The sequence below is a fragment of the Paenibacillus sp. FSL R7-0048 genome (genome assembly GCF_038004505.1).
GTDB classification, from domain to species: domain Bacteria; phylum Bacillota; class Bacilli; order Paenibacillales; family Paenibacillaceae; genus Paenibacillus_AQ; species Paenibacillus_AQ odorifer.
The window spans coordinates 4103304-4119435 of sequence record NZ_JBBORF010000001.1 but is presented as its reverse complement, the minus strand read 5'-3'; the positions used below and the strand labels follow the sequence as shown (position 1 = coordinate 4119435).

Annotated in this window: 12 protein-coding genes; 11 read left to right on the top strand and 1 reads right to left on the bottom strand. The window is 43.9% G+C overall.

All coding sequences use genetic code 11. The features are described 5' to 3' along the window. Positions 1-2179 precede the first annotated feature (2179 nt). The 3 genes from zwf to NSQ91_RS18390 all read left to right on the top strand — a co-directional run bounded on the left by zwf (position 2180) and on the right by NSQ91_RS18390 (position 5505). Positions 2180-3715, top strand: a complete 1536-nt coding sequence (gene zwf, locus NSQ91_RS18400) for a glucose-6-phosphate dehydrogenase (RefSeq protein WP_076278115.1) — start codon at positions 2180-2182, stop codon at positions 3713-3715. A 71-nt stretch (positions 3716-3786) separates the two neighbouring features. Beyond that, complete coding sequence (gene gnd, locus NSQ91_RS18395) at positions 3787-4680, top strand: phosphogluconate dehydrogenase (NAD(+)-dependent, decarboxylating) (RefSeq protein ID WP_036688068.1); 894 nt, start codon at positions 3787-3789, stop codon at positions 4678-4680. A 183-nt stretch (positions 4681-4863) separates the two neighbouring features. Further along, positions 4864-5505, top strand: a complete 642-nt coding sequence (locus NSQ91_RS18390; RefSeq protein ID WP_076194673.1) for a class I SAM-dependent methyltransferase — start codon at positions 4864-4866, stop codon at positions 5503-5505. A gap of 84 nt (positions 5506-5589) precedes the next feature. On the opposite strand, the gene NSQ91_RS18385 is transcribed toward NSQ91_RS18390, so the two are convergent. Further along, positions 5590-6345, bottom strand: a complete 756-nt coding sequence (locus tag NSQ91_RS18385) for a DeoR/GlpR family DNA-binding transcription regulator (RefSeq protein WP_340394429.1) — start codon at positions 6343-6345, stop codon at positions 5590-5592. 357 nt (positions 6346-6702) lie between these two features. On the opposite strand from NSQ91_RS18385, the gene NSQ91_RS18380 reads away from it, so the two are divergent. From NSQ91_RS18380 to NSQ91_RS18345, 8 genes are all read left to right on the top strand, one after another. Next, positions 6703-7854, top strand: a complete 1152-nt coding sequence (locus NSQ91_RS18380; RefSeq protein ID WP_076194676.1) for an iron-containing alcohol dehydrogenase — start codon at positions 6703-6705, stop codon at positions 7852-7854. 27 nt (positions 7855-7881) lie between these two features. Further along, positions 7882-9348, top strand: a complete 1467-nt coding sequence (gene rhaB, locus NSQ91_RS18375; protein ID WP_340919255.1) for a rhamnulokinase — start codon at positions 7882-7884, stop codon at positions 9346-9348. Between the two features lie 39 nt (positions 9349-9387). Further along, a complete protein-coding gene (gene rhaA, locus NSQ91_RS18370; RefSeq protein ID WP_076281686.1) occupies positions 9388-10644 on the top strand; it encodes an L-rhamnose isomerase in 1257 nt (418 codons plus the stop codon). Between the two features lie 43 nt (positions 10645-10687). After that, positions 10688-11533, top strand: coding sequence for a rhamnulose-1-phosphate aldolase (gene rhaD / locus NSQ91_RS18365; protein WP_036688060.1), 846 nt, complete (start codon positions 10688-10690; stop codon positions 11531-11533). 148 nt (positions 11534-11681) lie between these two features. Next, a complete protein-coding gene (locus NSQ91_RS18360; protein WP_312150392.1) occupies positions 11682-12776 on the top strand; it encodes an NADH:flavin oxidoreductase in 1095 nt (364 codons plus the stop codon). Positions 12777-13049: 273 nt separating this feature from the next. Next, entirely contained in the window at positions 13050-14636 is a 1587-nt protein-coding gene (gene miaB, locus NSQ91_RS18355) for a tRNA (N6-isopentenyl adenosine(37)-C2)-methylthiotransferase MiaB (protein ID WP_038571650.1), read from the top strand. 25 nt (positions 14637-14661) lie between these two features. Next, the gene (locus NSQ91_RS18350; RefSeq protein ID WP_076128288.1) at positions 14662-15111 is read left to right on the top strand and encodes a RicAFT regulatory complex protein RicA family protein; all 450 of its coding nucleotides are present in this window, start codon (positions 14662-14664) and stop codon (positions 15109-15111) included. Between the two features lie 242 nt (positions 15112-15353). Next, positions 15354-16124: an NUDIX domain-containing protein gene (locus tag NSQ91_RS18345; RefSeq protein ID WP_036688055.1), complete on the top strand. Its 771-nt coding sequence runs from the start codon at positions 15354-15356 to the stop codon at positions 16122-16124. Positions 16125-16132 lie beyond the last annotated feature (8 nt).

Below are 16132 nucleotides of genomic sequence, written 5' to 3'. Positions count from 1 at the left end.
GTAAGGTCTCCTGAGTCCGATCCCTAGATGGTGAAGATTTGCAATCTTAGCATACGAGAACGAATCGACGTTTGAGGTCACTTTTTGGTCGAGTAGCTGTATCTGAGTCCGATAGCATGGCGAACTGGGCTAAATCTGCGAAATAGCGTCTCCTGAGTCCGGACTATTGATGGCGAGGACTTGCAGCGTCCGTATACGAGAACGAATCGACGTATAATGTCATCTGAGTCCAAACCCATAGTTAGTGAAGACATGCAGCCTCAACTGACGAGTACGAATCGACGTTTGAGGTCACCTGAGTCCGGACTAGCCAAGATTGATGATACTACAGCATCGTTCGGACTGTATTGCAGCTATTTAGATTTTTTGGAGTATTATTCAGAAGTATCGGACTGCATAGCTCTTATTTCCAAGTATTTGCTCCAAAGAGGGGTGGATTTGGTTCAATAGCTGCATCTGAGTCCGATAGCATGGCGAAATGGGCTAAATCTGCGAAATAACGTCTCCTGAGTCCGAACTCATAGTTAGTGTGGACATCCAGTCTAGGTTGACGAGTATGAATCGATGTTTATGGTCATCTGAGTCCGGACTAGCCAAGATTGAAGATACTAGATCATCGTTCGGACTGTATTGCAGCTATTTGGTGTTTTTGGAGCATTATTCAGAAGTATCGGACTGTATAGCTCTTATTGCCAAGTTTTTGCTCTAAAGAGGAGTGGATTTGGTTCAATAGCTGCATCTGAGTCCGATAGTATGGCGAAATGGGCTAAATCTGCGAAATAGCATCTCCTGAGTCCGGACCGTCGATGGCGAGGACGTGTAGCCACCGCAGACGAGTAAGAATCGACGTATAGCGTCACCTGAGACCAAACCCATAGTTAGTGAAAACATGTAGCCTCAACTGACGAGAACGAATTGACGTCTGAGGTCATCTGAGTCTGGACTAGCCAAGATTGAAGATCTACATCATCGTTCGGACTGTATCGCAGCTATTTGGTGTTTTTGGAGCATATTTCAGAATTATCGGACCGCATAGCTCTTATTGCCAAGTTTTTGCTCCAAAGAGGAGTATATTTGGTCGAATAGTTGCATCTGAGTCCGTTAGCAGGGCGAAATGACCAAAATCTGTGAAATAGCGTCTCCTGAGTCCGGACCATACATGGTGTGGACATAAAGCCTCGGCAGACGAGTAAGTATCGAAGTAGAATGTCACCTGAGTCCGAACCGATAGTTAGTGTGGACATAAGGCCACGGCAGACGAGAACGAATCGACGTTTGAGGGCACCTGAGTCCGTTTCCTCCATGGTGTGGACATAAAACCACCGCAGATGAGTAAGAATCGACGTCTAAGGACTCCAAGGTCTGATCTCGCCGTAGCCGGAGATGCGGGTAAACATAAATGTTACTCCAAACTGGATCTAAAGACGCTCTATGCGAACTTTTAAGTGATCCCCCAAAGCGCACACTTAGCAAACTACACTCACAGGGTACTCTTAGCAAACTTCAGGACATTCCCAATGGTTCACCTAGCAAACTCAAGACATCCACAGGGTTCACTTGGCAAACTTCAAGACATCCACACGGTTCACCTAGCAAACTTCAGGACAATCCTAATGGTTCACTTCATTTCACAAGGTTCTCTTCACAGACTCCAAATCACTCCAATGTGCTCAGCGAAAATTCCTTCGAAGTTTTCTCAAGTAATATTCCTCGAAGCAGTCACTTTTTATGCTTAATTCCCAAATTTGGGATCAAATCGCATAGTCTTCATCAAGGCGCGCGAGACCAAACCACTCTATTACTTAAAGTTAGTTTGAAACACAGGGGAAGGATGAGCTTATTTAAGCGACTGGGAATTTTGTTTATGTTGTAAACAGCTTTGGATGAAGAATTTTAAATCAGAGTGTGTAAAGTAAGAACGCCAAAAGCCATGCTGGGAGCGGGTTGTTATCTTATTTGCGGATTATTTCCTAGTAAATTAATACGAATAATCCAATAAGATAATTGGTGTGACATTAATCATAATTACCAATTCGAAGCTTTGTGAAAATAATAACTTTTCGTAAATGTCGAAATGAGGTTGACGAATAAAAATATCAGTCGTATGATTGATTCTACTGAGTATGCTAGTAATTAAAAGTAAGTTAATAAATAATATATAATAGCGGGAGGAATGAAAGTGGAATCATCAACATTTGTGCTTTTTGGCGCTACAGGAGATTTAGCAAAACGTAAAATCTATCCTGCACTATATAACCTCTTTTTAGATGGTCAAATTTCAGGTCCTCTCTCAGTGATTGGATTAGGAAGAAGAGAAGTTTCAACTGAAGCTTTCCGTAAGCAAGTCCTGCAATCTTTGCAGACATTTTCTAGACAACCGGCAGTAGAATCTCCACAGTTGCAGGTTTTCTTGGAAGCTTTTGAATATAGCGTTCTAGATGTAGGTAACACAGAAGATTATTTGAAGCTACTGGAGCATGTTAAACGTCGTGAGCAATTTTTTAACATTCCGGAGAATCGGATGTTCTATCTATCGGTGGGTCCTGAGTTTTTCAAGGAAATTGCCGCCAATATTCACTCCAGTGGTCTGGGATCTACGAAGGGCTGGAAGCGTCTGATTATTGAAAAGCCTTTTGGTACAGACTTGCAAACAGCAAGAGAGTTAAATGACAGCTTGAATGCCGTATTTACTGAAGAGGAGATTTTCCGAATTGACCACTTCTTGGGTAAACCGATGGTTCAGAATCTGGAAGTTCTAAAATATTCAAATCCTGTGCTTAGAGCACTGTGGAAAAATCGGTATATCGCAAATGTGCAAATTACGGCGAGTGAGATTGTTGGCGTTGAAGAACGGGCAGGCTATTATGATAAAGCTGGGGCACTTCGTGATATGTTCCAGAACCATATGCTGCAATTGCTCATGATGATGGCGATGCAGCTTCCAAAAGGCAGTACACCTGAAGAGATCCGTGGGAAGAAAAGATATGTCATGGAGCGTCTCATTCCGCTAAGTAAAGACGAAGTTAATCAATATGTTGTCCGCGGACAATATGCTGAAGGTGAAATTAAAGGTAAATCTGTTGCAGGCTACTTAGATGAACCAGGAATTAGCCAATCCTCACAAAATGAGACGTTTATTGCAGCGCGTTTGTTTATAGATGATCCATTGTGGAATGAAGTTCCGTTCTATATCCGTACCGGCAAGAGAATGAAAGAGAAATCAACAAGAATTGTTATAGAATTTAAAGAACCGTTTAATGATAACAATAACAAAAATAAAGGAAATGACGTTCCAAATCTGCTCATCATCGAGATCGGTCCGAATGAAGCCATTACGCTTCAGTTGAATACGAAGGATCAGCTGCAAAAAGGGAAACTTGAACCTGTCCTCGCTACTTATGAAGCCGGAACTTCAGACGTACCAGAAGCTTACGAAAATCTGATCTTTGATGCACTTCGTGGTGACGCCACTTTCTTCGCTCATTGGAAAGAAGTCGAGCTGTCATGGCAATGGGTTACACCAATCCAGGAAGCTATGGAAGAGGGGCTAATGCCACTTCATACCTATGCTTCAGGTTCTTATGGTCCAGATGCGGCTATGGAGCTTTTGGGTGAAGACCGCTGGTGGTTTGATGATACAGATCAGGAGTCAGATCTTCTCGACGCTCAAGCAGAAGTTGCAGCAGCGCAGGAATCTATACGGCCAGGGGCTTAAGCCCCTGCCTGTTTTTTTTGCCAATTTAGCTAAAATACATCACAAGAATCTATAAATCGGAGGGAATTTACATGAAAGTAGGATTAGTTGGGTTAGGAAAAATGGGTTTTAATTTGGGTCAAAATTTGCTGGATCATGGACATGAGGTTGTTGCTTTTGATCTGAATGCACCTGCTGTAGAAGAAATGAAAGCTAAAGGCGCTAGTGGAGCAGTAACGCTTCCAGAATTGGTACAGCAATTGGAAACACCAAGAATCATTTGGATCATGGTTCCGCATCAGGTCGTTGATTCTGTAATCGCTGAACTTACTCCACAGTTGTCTAAAGGTGATATCGTTATTGAAGCAGGAAACTCGCATTATAAGGAATCGATTCGTCGGTATGAGGAATTGAAGGAGCACGGAATTCACTTTATGGATGCAGGTACCTCTGGCGGTATGGAAGGGGCGCGTAATGGCGCTTGTTACATGGTTGGCGGAGATCCCGAAGCTTGGGAAGTTGTGGAGCCTATTTTCCGTGATACAGCTGTAGAAAGCGGCTTTTTATATGCTGGTAAAGCAGGTAGCGGCCATTTTCTAAAAATGGTGCATAACGGTATCGAATACGGCATGATGGCTGCTATCGGTGAAGGTTTTGAGGTTCTGGAAAAGAGTGAATTTGACTACAACTTTGAGGAAGTAGCTCGGGTGTGGAATCACGGCTCTGTAATCCGTTCGTGGCTGATGGAACTTGTGGAACGCGCCTTCTCGAAGGACGCTAAACTAGATGAGATTAAGGGCATTATGCATTCGTCTGGTGAAGGCAGATGGACGCTTGAAACCGCCTTTGATTTACAAGCGGCGACTCCGGTCATCGCAATGGCGTTATTGATGCGTTACCGTTCCCTTGAGACCGACACATTCACTGGAAAAGTAGTTGCTGCACTGCGGAACGAGTTCGGCGGACACGCTGTGGAAACTAAATAAGATTGGCCGACTCTGAATTGAGTGTTTACAAGCTCGAATTTCCCGCAATTTATGTTGCGGAGAAATTTGGGCTTTTTATTTTAAGGGGAATAGATAATGGGAAGTATAGATGGAGTACGAATTTAATGCAGTTTACATATTTTAGGGGTAGAAGGGTAAGTTAGGAAGCAAGGGGGAGATTTCATGCAAAGTGGAATTCGTGAGCGACTTCATTTTCTAAATAAATTTCTGCATGCGCCCCGACAATATGGTAGTGTAACTCCCAGTTCACATTGGCTGGCCCAGACGTTGCTTGATCCAGTGCCTTGGAACCAAGTGCATTCTATGGCTGAGTTGGGTGCGGGGACTGGTGCAATCACAAGGTTTATTCCGCGTGGAGAAAAGACCGGTATGAATGTTCTTCTATTTGAAATAGATCCTGATTTTCGCAGTCAGTTAAGAGAGGAATTCCCCGGATGTTTCTGCAACAACGATTGTCTCCGGCTGCGTCTTGCGCTTCATAACAGCAGTCTGGAGAAGCTGGATTGTATCGTGAGTAGTTTGTCTTTGATGAATTTCTCGAAGCCAGACCGCACTAGGTTTATGGAACAGATCATTTCTTCTTTAAAAGAAGGAGGGTGGTTTATAACCTATGAATATTTTCCGCGGATGAAAACAGAGTTGAGCCAGCATTTTGAGATCCTACACACGAAGTGGGTGCTGCTGAATTTTCCACCAGCGCTTATATATATTTGCAGGAAAAAAACTACAACGCAAGTGCAACGCGAAAATCCCAAATCAACAGTCAACGTAGTCCCAATCTCTCAGGTTTATACAAAAAGATAATCATCTCCATACAACAAATGCCGTCACCCATTACTCATTGGGGAACGGCATTTTTAAATGGGCTGCGAAGGCGTTTGAGCCCGATTAATAGAGAAGCTCAATATTCTCTTTGTTCAGGCGCTTCAACCAAACCTCAGAAGGCTGGCGGTCTGTGATCAAAAAGTCGATTTGGCCAAGCTCGATCAGCTTCGTAAAGGCGGTCTTATCGAATTTGGTGTGATCGGCCAGGAGTATGACCTTGTTAGCTTGACGTAGCATATATTTCTTGAGCTCACACTCCGGTTCATTAGAATCTGTGATGCCTCGCTCCAAATCTATTCCTTTACAACTGATAACCGCAGTGTCCACATTGTATCTTTGAATGGTGTCATGTGCTACAGGACCCACGAGTGACATGGATCGGTAACGTAAAGAACCTCCGGTAGAGATGATATCCATCCCAGAATTCGAGAACTCATGCAAAATATTAATCGAGTTCGTAATAATGGTCAGATTGTTTTTATTGCCAAGCAGTTTTAGAAACTCAAAGGCTGTGGAGCTAGGATCCACCATTAACGTATCTCCATCATTGATTAAATCTAGCGCCTTAAGGGCGATTCCCCGTTTGATATCTGTATTCAGCGCATTGCGTGTAACAAAAGGCAAATCCTCGTTCGTGTGACGATTCAGCATGGCCCCGCCATAGGTTCGGCTTAGAATGCCATCCTTCTCCAGCTTCTCCAAGTCTCTGCGTATCGTCTCTTCTGTAACTTCAAACATCCGGCTTAGATCAGAGACTAATACTCGTTTATCCTGATGAACAAGATCAATTATTTTTTTGCGTCTTTCAGCTGCAAGCATAGGGATCACCTTTCCGAAATCTTTATATTCCTTAATCATAGCTCCAAATATCTGTGTTTTGCAATAAAATCAACGTAAAATCATGTTTGTTTTCCAATAATATTCACAAAACGGATATAAAACAAATAAAAACAACATAAATAATATTTAAAATGTTGACAACAAAGATTTGCGGGCATACGATGAAGGAGAAAAGAAGTCCTGTAGTGGTAATTAGATTTGAAAGATACCAGAGCCGGCCCAGTTGCGATTTAGAGACCAACCTGAGGCGCTGCAGCCGGAATACTACGCTCTAGCTTGCAGAGTTGTGTGTAAAACTTTGGTGTTGATAAATTAACTTTAGGAGGCTGGTCAAGCATGAGCACGCATGTGTATTATGTTCCATCGATCAATATTATGGGCAAGGGATGCTTGCAGGAGATTGGTCCATACATCCAAGAGCTTAAATTAAAAAAGGCGCTTGTTGTTACGGACAAATTCCTTATGAAAAGTGGCATTGCTGGTAAATTGCTGACGGTATTGGACGAAGCGGAGATTGAATATGCCATCTATGATGAAGTGAAACCCAATCCGACCTGTAAAAATGTCCACGATGGCGTTGATTATCTCAAAGCGCAGAATTGTGATTATCTGATTTCCATTGGCGGTGGATCACCACAGGATACTGCCAAAGCCATTGGTATCATTGCCACAAATGGCGGTCATATCAAAGAATATGAAGGTGTACACAAGTCTAAGCATAAATCACTGCCGATTGTCGCCGTGAATACCACTGCTGGTACTTCGGCTGAAGTGACCATTAACTATGTAATCACAGACGAAGAACGCAAAGTGAAGATGGTTATGGTAGATAAGAACAGCCTTGCGACGATTTCAGTCAACGATCCTGAGCTTATGGTTGATAAACCCGCTGCACTTACCGCGGCCACGGGTATGGATGCATTGACTCATGCGATTGAAGCGCTGGTGACGCCGGGAGCATATCCGGTAACCGATGCTACGGCACTAGCCGCAGTGGAGCTTATTTTTGCTAATCTGGCTCGTACTGTGAAGAATGGCCATGATATCGAAGCGCGTGAACAGATGGTATACGCGATATTCCTTGGCGGATTGGCTTTCAATAATGCGGGGCTTGGTTATGTGCATGCGATGGCGCATCAGCTGGGCGGCGTATACGATCTGCCGCACGGCGTATGTAACGCGATGCTGCTGCCTTTTGTGGAAGAAGAAAATGCCAAATATGTGCCTGAGAAATTCAGATCCATTGCTAAAGCGATTGGACTTAATGTAGAGAACCAAACGGATAAACAATGCGCAGATTTCGTAATTGAGTCGATCAAGGCGTTGTCTAAAGAAGTAGGGATTCCAGCCAAATTATCCGAGCTTGGTGTAGAAGAAGTAGATCTTGATCTTTTGGCTGAAAATTCGATGAAGGATGCTTGTGCACCAGGGAACCCTTTTATTCCTACTAAAGAAGAAGTTATTACACTGTTCAAAAAAATATTATAAATCACCCCTTATCATAGGAGATTGTTTATGAATAATCACATCGCCGTTGACATCGGTGCCTCAAGTGGGCGGCTGGTGCGCGGAATATTGCAAGAAGGTATTCTTTCCTTAGAAGAGCTTCATCGCTTTAGCAATAGCTTTACGGAACAAGAGGGTTCCTGTTTCTGGGACATTGATTATTTAGTAGAGCAGATTATGATCGGGCTTCGGAAGGCTAAAACCGATGGAATTACTACCTGTACGCTCGGTATTGATACATGGGGTGTAGATTATGTGCTGGTAGATGCGGACGGGAATCGTGTTCAGGAAGTATACGCCTACCGGGACCGCAGAACGGATCTGGCTGTGGATCAGGTGGCACAACAGCTTTCACCACAAACCGTCTATGAAAAGACAGGAATCCAGCAGTTATCCATCAATACCTTGAATCAGTTATATGTTCATAAAGAAGAAGAGCTAGCGCAAGCGGATCAGATTTTACTTGTACCAGATTATCTATATTACCGACTGACTGGCCGTAAAATCAACGAGGTTACGATTGCATCTACAACACAGCTGTTGAATCTGGAAAGCCGGGATTTTGACGATGACCTATTAGAATTTTTGAATATCAGGAAAGATCAATTTGCAAAATTAACTGAGCCTGGTGTAGTGGTTGGTCCTCTTGACGAAGCTTTAATCCAACAATATGACCTGCCTGAATGCCAGCTGATCTGTGTGGCTTCCCATGATACGGCCTCAGCAGTGCTAGGTGCTCCACTTCAAGAAGGCTCAGCTTATATCAGCAGTGGAACTTGGTCTTTACTCGGTGTAGAAAGAACGGAGCCTCTAAATTCTCTAAAAGCCATGCAGGCTAACTACACCAATGAGTGGGGAGCCTACGGAACTTATAGATTCCTCAAAAATGTAATGGGCTTATGGCTTATTCAAGAGGTTCGCAGATTACTGAACAATTGTTATAGTTTTGCGGAGCTTGCAGAGCTTGCACAGGGAGAAGAGGGGTTTCGCAGCCTGATCCCTTGTAATGCACCAAGGTTTCTTAATCCATCGAACATGATAGAAGAAATCCGCAGTGCCTGTATGGAGAGTGGGCAGCCCGCTCCGGAGACACCTGGACAGTTAGCACGTTGTGTTTTTGACAGCTTGGCGTTATCCTATCTAACTTATTTGGAAGAGTTGGAGGAGCTGACAGAACGTCGGATCGAGGGATTGCAAATTGTCGGCGGCGGGGCGAACAATCGGCTTTTATGCCAACTAACCGCTGACGTTATCGGCAGGGAAGTAAAGGCTGGACCAACGGAAGCGACTGCTCTAGGAAATATAGTAGTGCAGATGATTAGCACAGATTCCATTGCAGACATAACTGAGGCAAGAGCTATTATCGAACAATCTTTTGAAATAACATCATACATTCCGCAGCCGATCAAGCATTTTAATAACATTCTAAATCGCTGGAGAAGCCTTCATCTGTCCAAGGTGAATGAGCTTATCTAAGCGAAACAGACGTTGCACTAATTTAGGAGGATAAACAGCATGGATCAGAGCATTATCACTATTTATAACGAAGCCAAAAAACTATACGCAGCCCACGGTATTGATGTGGATAAAGTGCTGGAGCGACTCGCGCAAATTAAAATTTCCATACATTGCTGGCAGGGTGATGATGTAAAAGGTTTTCTTTTTAAGGAAAAAGAACTAAGCGGGGGCATTGCGGTAACGGGAAGTTATCCGGGCCGGGCGGGTACACCAGATGAACTACGTCAAGATTTAGAAAAGGCGTTATCTCTTATTCCTGGTAAACATAAGGTTAACCTGCATGCTATTTACGCAGATACAGATGAACCTGTAGATTTGGATGAACTAGAGCCACGACATTTTCAATCCTGGGTGGATTGGGCGAAGGAGCAGGGCTTAGGACTTGATTTTAACCCTACTTGTTTCTCACATCCGAAAGCAGCTGATGGATTCACTCTCAGTCATTCGGACGCGGAGATTCGGAATTTCTGGATCAGACACTGTAAAGCTTCGCGTACGATCGCTGAGCATTTTGGGCGGGAGCTGGGTCAGCCTTGTGTGACGAACTTTTGGATTCCAGACGGATATAAGGATACGCCAGTAGATCGGCTAGCTCCGAGAGTACGTTTAAAAGAGTCGCTGGATGAGATTTTTAGTCAGGAAATAGATCCGCTTTATAATATGGATGCCTTGGAAAGTAAACTGTTTGGAATTGGTTCTGAAAGTTATGTGGTTGGCTCTCATGAATTCTATATGGGTTATGGTTTAACAAATGGAAAAGCGATCTGTTTGGATGCGGGACATTTTCATCCTACAGAAGTGATTTCGAATAAATTATCTTCGATTCTGATGTTCAGTGAGCAGCTGCTGCTGCATGTCAGCAGACCTGTCCGCTGGGACAGTGACCATGTGGTAACAATGGATGATGAGCTGCTGGAAATCGCCCGTGAATTGGTTCGCGGGGATTTACTTCCTCGTACGAATATTGGATTGGATTTCTTTGATGGCAGTATCAATCATCTCGCGGCATGGGTCATTGGCACCCGCAACACTATTAAGGCGTTGCTGCGTGCGATGCTGGAACCAGTGGAAGAACTTAAGCAAATCGAGCGGTCCGGGGATTATACTTCACGTCTTGCTCTGGTAGAAGAGTTCAAATCGTATCCGTTTGGAGCGGTCTGGGATTACTACTGTGCATCACAAGGTACACCGGTGCGTGAGCAATGGCTTACTGAAGTGAAAAATTATGAACAAGACGTTTTGTCTTTAAGATAGAAGTGGATACGGAGAGCAGCAAATACAAAGGAGAGAATAGACTATGAGTACATCCTTGTTAGAATCAAAAGGTTATATTGCCAGCAGTGAAGCTCCATTTATTCAGGAAATGTCAGAGATCACCCGTCATATGTGGGAGCTTGGCTGGGATGAACTGAATGGTGGGAATGTCAGCTATTTACTGGATGAGAATGAGGTGGCTAAGTATATTAATGTACTGGAGCCGTTGCGCACGATCAAACTCACCTTTCCGGTAAAAGAATTAGCAGGCAAGTATTTTATCGTAACAGGTTCGGGCAAATATTTCAGAAATGTGATTAAAGACCCTGAAGCGAATCTGGGTGTGTTAAGGGTTAGCGGCAATGGCGAAAGTGTGGAAGTATTGTGGGGATTGCGGAATGGTGCAGTTCCTACGAGTGAGCTCGCTTCGCATTTTATGAGTCATATTGAACGTCTGAAAGTAGATCCCACACACCGTATCGTGCTGCATACACATGCTACAAATGTTATCGCGATGACCTTCACGCATGATCTGGATGAACTGAAGTTTACCAAAACGTTATGGGAAATGTGCACAGAGTGCCTTGTTGTTTTCCCTGATGGGGTCAGTGTTATTCCGTGGATTGTTCCGGGCAGCAGTGAAATCGGCCGTGAGACTGCCAAAAAAATGAAGGATCACCGTTTAGTCATCTGGCCGCAGCATGGGATTTTTGGCACTGGCTCCACCATGGATGCTACCTTTGGTCTAGTAGAAACGGTTGAAAAGGCTGCGACGATCTACAACCTGATTGGCGGTAGAGAAATCAAACAAAAGATCACAGACCAACAGCTATGGGATTTAGCTAAAGCATTTGGAGTTACACCTAAAGCGGGGATTCTTGAAGTCTAGAGAGTCATTATAATTTGGTGAAACCGGGCAATCGTAGATTCTGCGAGGTCCGGTTTTTGTTGTCTTTTTCTTAAAATTTGCATTTCCCATCTTTTGGGTAGATAATAAGCTTACTTAAAGTAATCAATTAATAAATTGGAGGTAACATATGAATACAGAGCAACTATTTTTACCTTTTCAAGTGGGGAATCTTTCGCTGTCGAACCGATTTGTAATGGCGCCGATGACACGCGCGCAGTCTCCGAAGGGTGTGCCGGGAAGCAATGTTGCCGCTTATTATCGTAGACGTGCAGAGGGTGGAGTGGGATTAATTGTTACTGAGGGTACTGCGATAAATCATCCAGCGGCTGTCAGTCACCAAGATATTCCTAATATACATGAAGAAGCATCTTTAGAAGGCTGGAAGAAGGTTGTGGAAGAGGTTCACGCAGCTGGCGGCAAGATCATCCCGCAGCTTTGGCATGTGGGGATGGCGCGTACAATCGGCGAGTATCCTAACGTTGAAGCCCTTCCTGTAGGCCCTTCGGGTCTGAATTTAGCAGGTGAGCTGGTGACAGAGCCGCTGACCACAGAAGAGGTTGAAAGCTTAGTAACAGCCTTCGCTCAAGCGGCGGAACATGCCAAAAGCGTTGGCTTTGATGGCATCGAGCTGCATGGCGCTCACGGGTATCTGATAGACCAGTTCTTCTGGGATAGAACGAATAAACGTACCGATCGTTACGGTGGCGATTTGGTAGGAAGAACAACATTCGCTGTCGAGATCATTAAAGCATGCCGTCAAGCGGTTGGACCAGACTTCCCAATTGTGCTGCGCTTTTCCCAGTGGAAGCTGGGGGCGTATGATGAGAAGCTGGCGAAGACTTCAGAAGAACTTGCAAGTTTCCTGGCACCGCTTAGCGAAGCGGGTGTAGATATCTTTCATTGCTCGACCCGACGCTTCAGTCAACCTGAATTTGCTGGCTCTGATCTTAATTTAGCTGGGTGGACTAAGAAGCTTACCGGGAAGCCGTGTATTACAGTAGGCTCTATTGGCCTGCAAAGCGATTTCTTCGAGGAAGATAAAGCTCAGAAGCCTGAGGATAATATTGATGAGTTAACTGAAAGGTTCGATCGGGAGGAGTTTGATTTGGTTGCAGTGGGCAGAGCGCTTATTAGCGATCCGGCTTGGCCTGCCAAAGTACAAAGTGGAGCGATAGACGAAATCATCCCATTTACTCCTGAAGCAACGAATACGCTTTACTAAAACTAGCAGAATATACAATGACTATTTTTTTAGGTAAGAGGTTGTGTAACTGTTTCAAGAGTAGTGTATCTGCTTATAATAGTAGCATACCCCCCTTAATATGATAGAACTTGACCCTGCCAAACGTTGGCGGGGTATTTTTTTGTCGATATGCAACGCTTCATTACATCATTAATAGACCGGGCACTTCTATGTTAGGCCAGCATTATGTTATAATTTTAAATTAGCAAAGTATAAAAATAATTGTTGAACAATAGAGGACGTGAAAACAGCATGACAAAGGGGAACCATAACTCACCGGACTTAAAATCCGGCAAGGGTTCTAAGGATTATTCGAAATATTTTGATTTTAGTGATGCAAAGGTAATTAGTGAAGAGGAAGGTAAGGTTACTTACCGGATTAAAGGAAGAAATGTGCAAATTAATAGCCAGCCTGACTATAAAGAAGGAAAACGGCGCGGCAAGGAAGAAATAGAAGTGCATTATGATTTCGAGATTCCTGAAGAGATGCAGAATTTCGGAGTGGGCAAATATTATCATATAACGACTTATGGCTGCCAAATGAATGAGCATGACACGGAAACGATGAAGGGCCTATTGGAACAGATGGGCTACCGCAGTGTCGCTGACCGGAATGACGCGGATCTCATTTTGCTGAATACTTGTGCGATTCGGGAGAACGCCGAGGATAAGGTATTTGGAGAGCTAGGACATCTTAAGAACCTGAAGATCGAGAAGCCGGGTCTGTTGTTAGGGGTATGCGGTTGCATGTCCCAAGAGGAAGGCGTAGTCAACCGGATTATGTCAAAGCATGGCTTCGTGGATATGATCTTCGGTACGCATAATATTCACAGGTTGCCACACCTCATTAAAGAAGCGGTATTTAGTAAAGAGCTTGTGGTTGAGGTATGGTCCAAAGAAGGCGACATTATTGAGAACTTGCCGAAGAAGCGGGAAGGCATGCGCGCTTGGGTGAACATTATGTATGGCTGTGATAAGTTCTGCACGTATTGCATCGTACCGTTTACACGCGGTAAAGAACGCAGTCGTCGTCCAGAGGACGTTATCGCTGAGGTGAGAGAGCTTGCGCGCCAAGGCTTCAAGGAAGTAACGCTATTGGGGCAGAACGTAAATGCTTACGGTAAAGATTTTACGGATATTGATTACACCTTCGGTAACCTGATGGATGATATGCGTCTGATTGATATTCCGCGCATTCGCTTCATGACATCGCATCCGCGAGATTTTGACGATAAATTGATTGAGGTTTTAGGCAAAGGCGGCAACTTGGTGGAGCATATCCATCTGCCGGTTCAATCGGGAAGTACTGCCGTTCTTAAGAAAATGAGCCGTAAATATACCCGGGAAGCTTATCTGGAATTAGTACGCAAGATTAAGATAAGTGTGCCGAATGCTGTATTAAGTACCGATATTATCGTTGGTTTCCCTGGGGAGACTGATGAGCAATTTGAAGATACCCTATCGCTTGTGCGTGAGGTTGGGTATGATATGGCATATACGTTCATTTATTCTCCACGTGAGGGCACACCAGCAGCGGCGATGGAAGATAATGTACCGATGTCGGTGAAGAGTGAACGTCTGCAAAGATTAAATGATCTCATCAAAGAGAACAGCCGGATCATTAATGACCGGATGCTGGGTGAAGTTGTAGAGGTATTGGTTGAAGGGGAGAGTAAGAATAACTCCGAAGTCCTTTCCGGCCGTTCCCGCGCTAACAAGCTGGTCCATTTTGAAGGTCCTAAGGAGCTTATCGGCACATTTGTAAACGTGAGAATTACAGATACCAAAACATGGTACATTAAAGGGGATATTGTGGTCGAGGCCGCAGCTGTTCATTAATCACATACGAATGGGGAGATGACTAATGAGTACAGAAGAACAACAGTTGAATAAATATGGAATGAAAACTTATAATACCCGTGATCTGATCGTTCGCGAGGATATTATGGGCAAAGCTAAAGAACTAGCATCATTAATCTCAACCAGTGAAGAGGTACGCCATTTTCAGCAGGCTGAGCAAAAAATTCTTAATCACGAGCGTGTGCAAGGACTGATTGCGACCATTAAGAAAAAACAAAAAGAAATCGTGGCCTTCGAAAGCTTCAATAATAAAGATATGGTCGCCAAAATTGAACGTGAAATTGAAGTGCTGCAAGATGAGATCGACGGTATTCCAGTCGTGAACGAATTTCAGCAAAGCCAGAGCGACATTAATTATTTGCTTCAGCTGGTAATTTCCGTGATTAGAGATACCGTTTCGGAAAAAATAAATGTGGAAGCCGGCACTGAAGCGCCTCCGACCACATGCGGATAACCCACACTCAGTTCAGGGGGCGGATGCAGATCCGTCCCTTTATTTCAATATAAGAGGTAGAAGTAAAGTACATGAAAATACATAATCCTTATAATTCAACGACAACGTCGTTTCTCATATAGTCTTTTTTGTAGGATAATGTAAAATAATGGAATTCATCTGTTGATTTATGAAGAACATGTTTGGTACATTTAAAGATACGAATAAGTAAAACTACAGCTTCGGAAAAGGATGGGGCAATTATGAGCGACAATGGGGAATTAACCTATAACGCCAAAAAATATCGTACACCGGATGGTGTTCCGGCCGACATTGTAATGTTTACACTTACCAAACGCGAGCGGAAGACGGTCACCAAGACGCTGCCTTTACGTGAGTTGAAGGTAATGTTAATTAGACGGAAAAAATGGCCATGTGCAGGCATGTGGGCTCTACCAGGCGGATTCTGTCAGGAAGATGAGTCTATATATGATGCTGCAACTCGTGAGCTGAAAGAAGAGACCGGTGTTGATGGAGGTCACTTAGAATATCTTGGGGTTTATAGTACACCTGGCCGCGACCCTCGGGGATGGATTATCAGTCATGCCTTTTTCGCTTTAGTAGAAGAGTGGATGCTGGAGCAAAGACAAGCTTCCGACGATGCGGGTGAAGTGGGTTTATTTACGTTGCAGGAAGCGTTAGAAGAACTGGAGCTCGCTTTTGACCACCATGAAATCATCAAGGATGCATACGTACGTATCCAACAGCAAATGCTGCAGACAACGATAGCAAGACAGTTTTTGCCTAGGCATTTTACGCTAAGTGAGCTTTATCAGGTAATTCAGACAGTAGTGCCAGAATTTAAAGAACCAAATTTTATTCGTAAAATCACGTCAACACGCAGCCGTCAGGGTATATTAAAAGAAGTGAGAGATGAAGAGGGCAATGCACTCAGCTCCAATCAATACTCACAACGCCCGGCTCAGCTGTATATGTTTACAGATCACGAGCCATTGTTGTCCATTTATACGTAGTGTCTTAA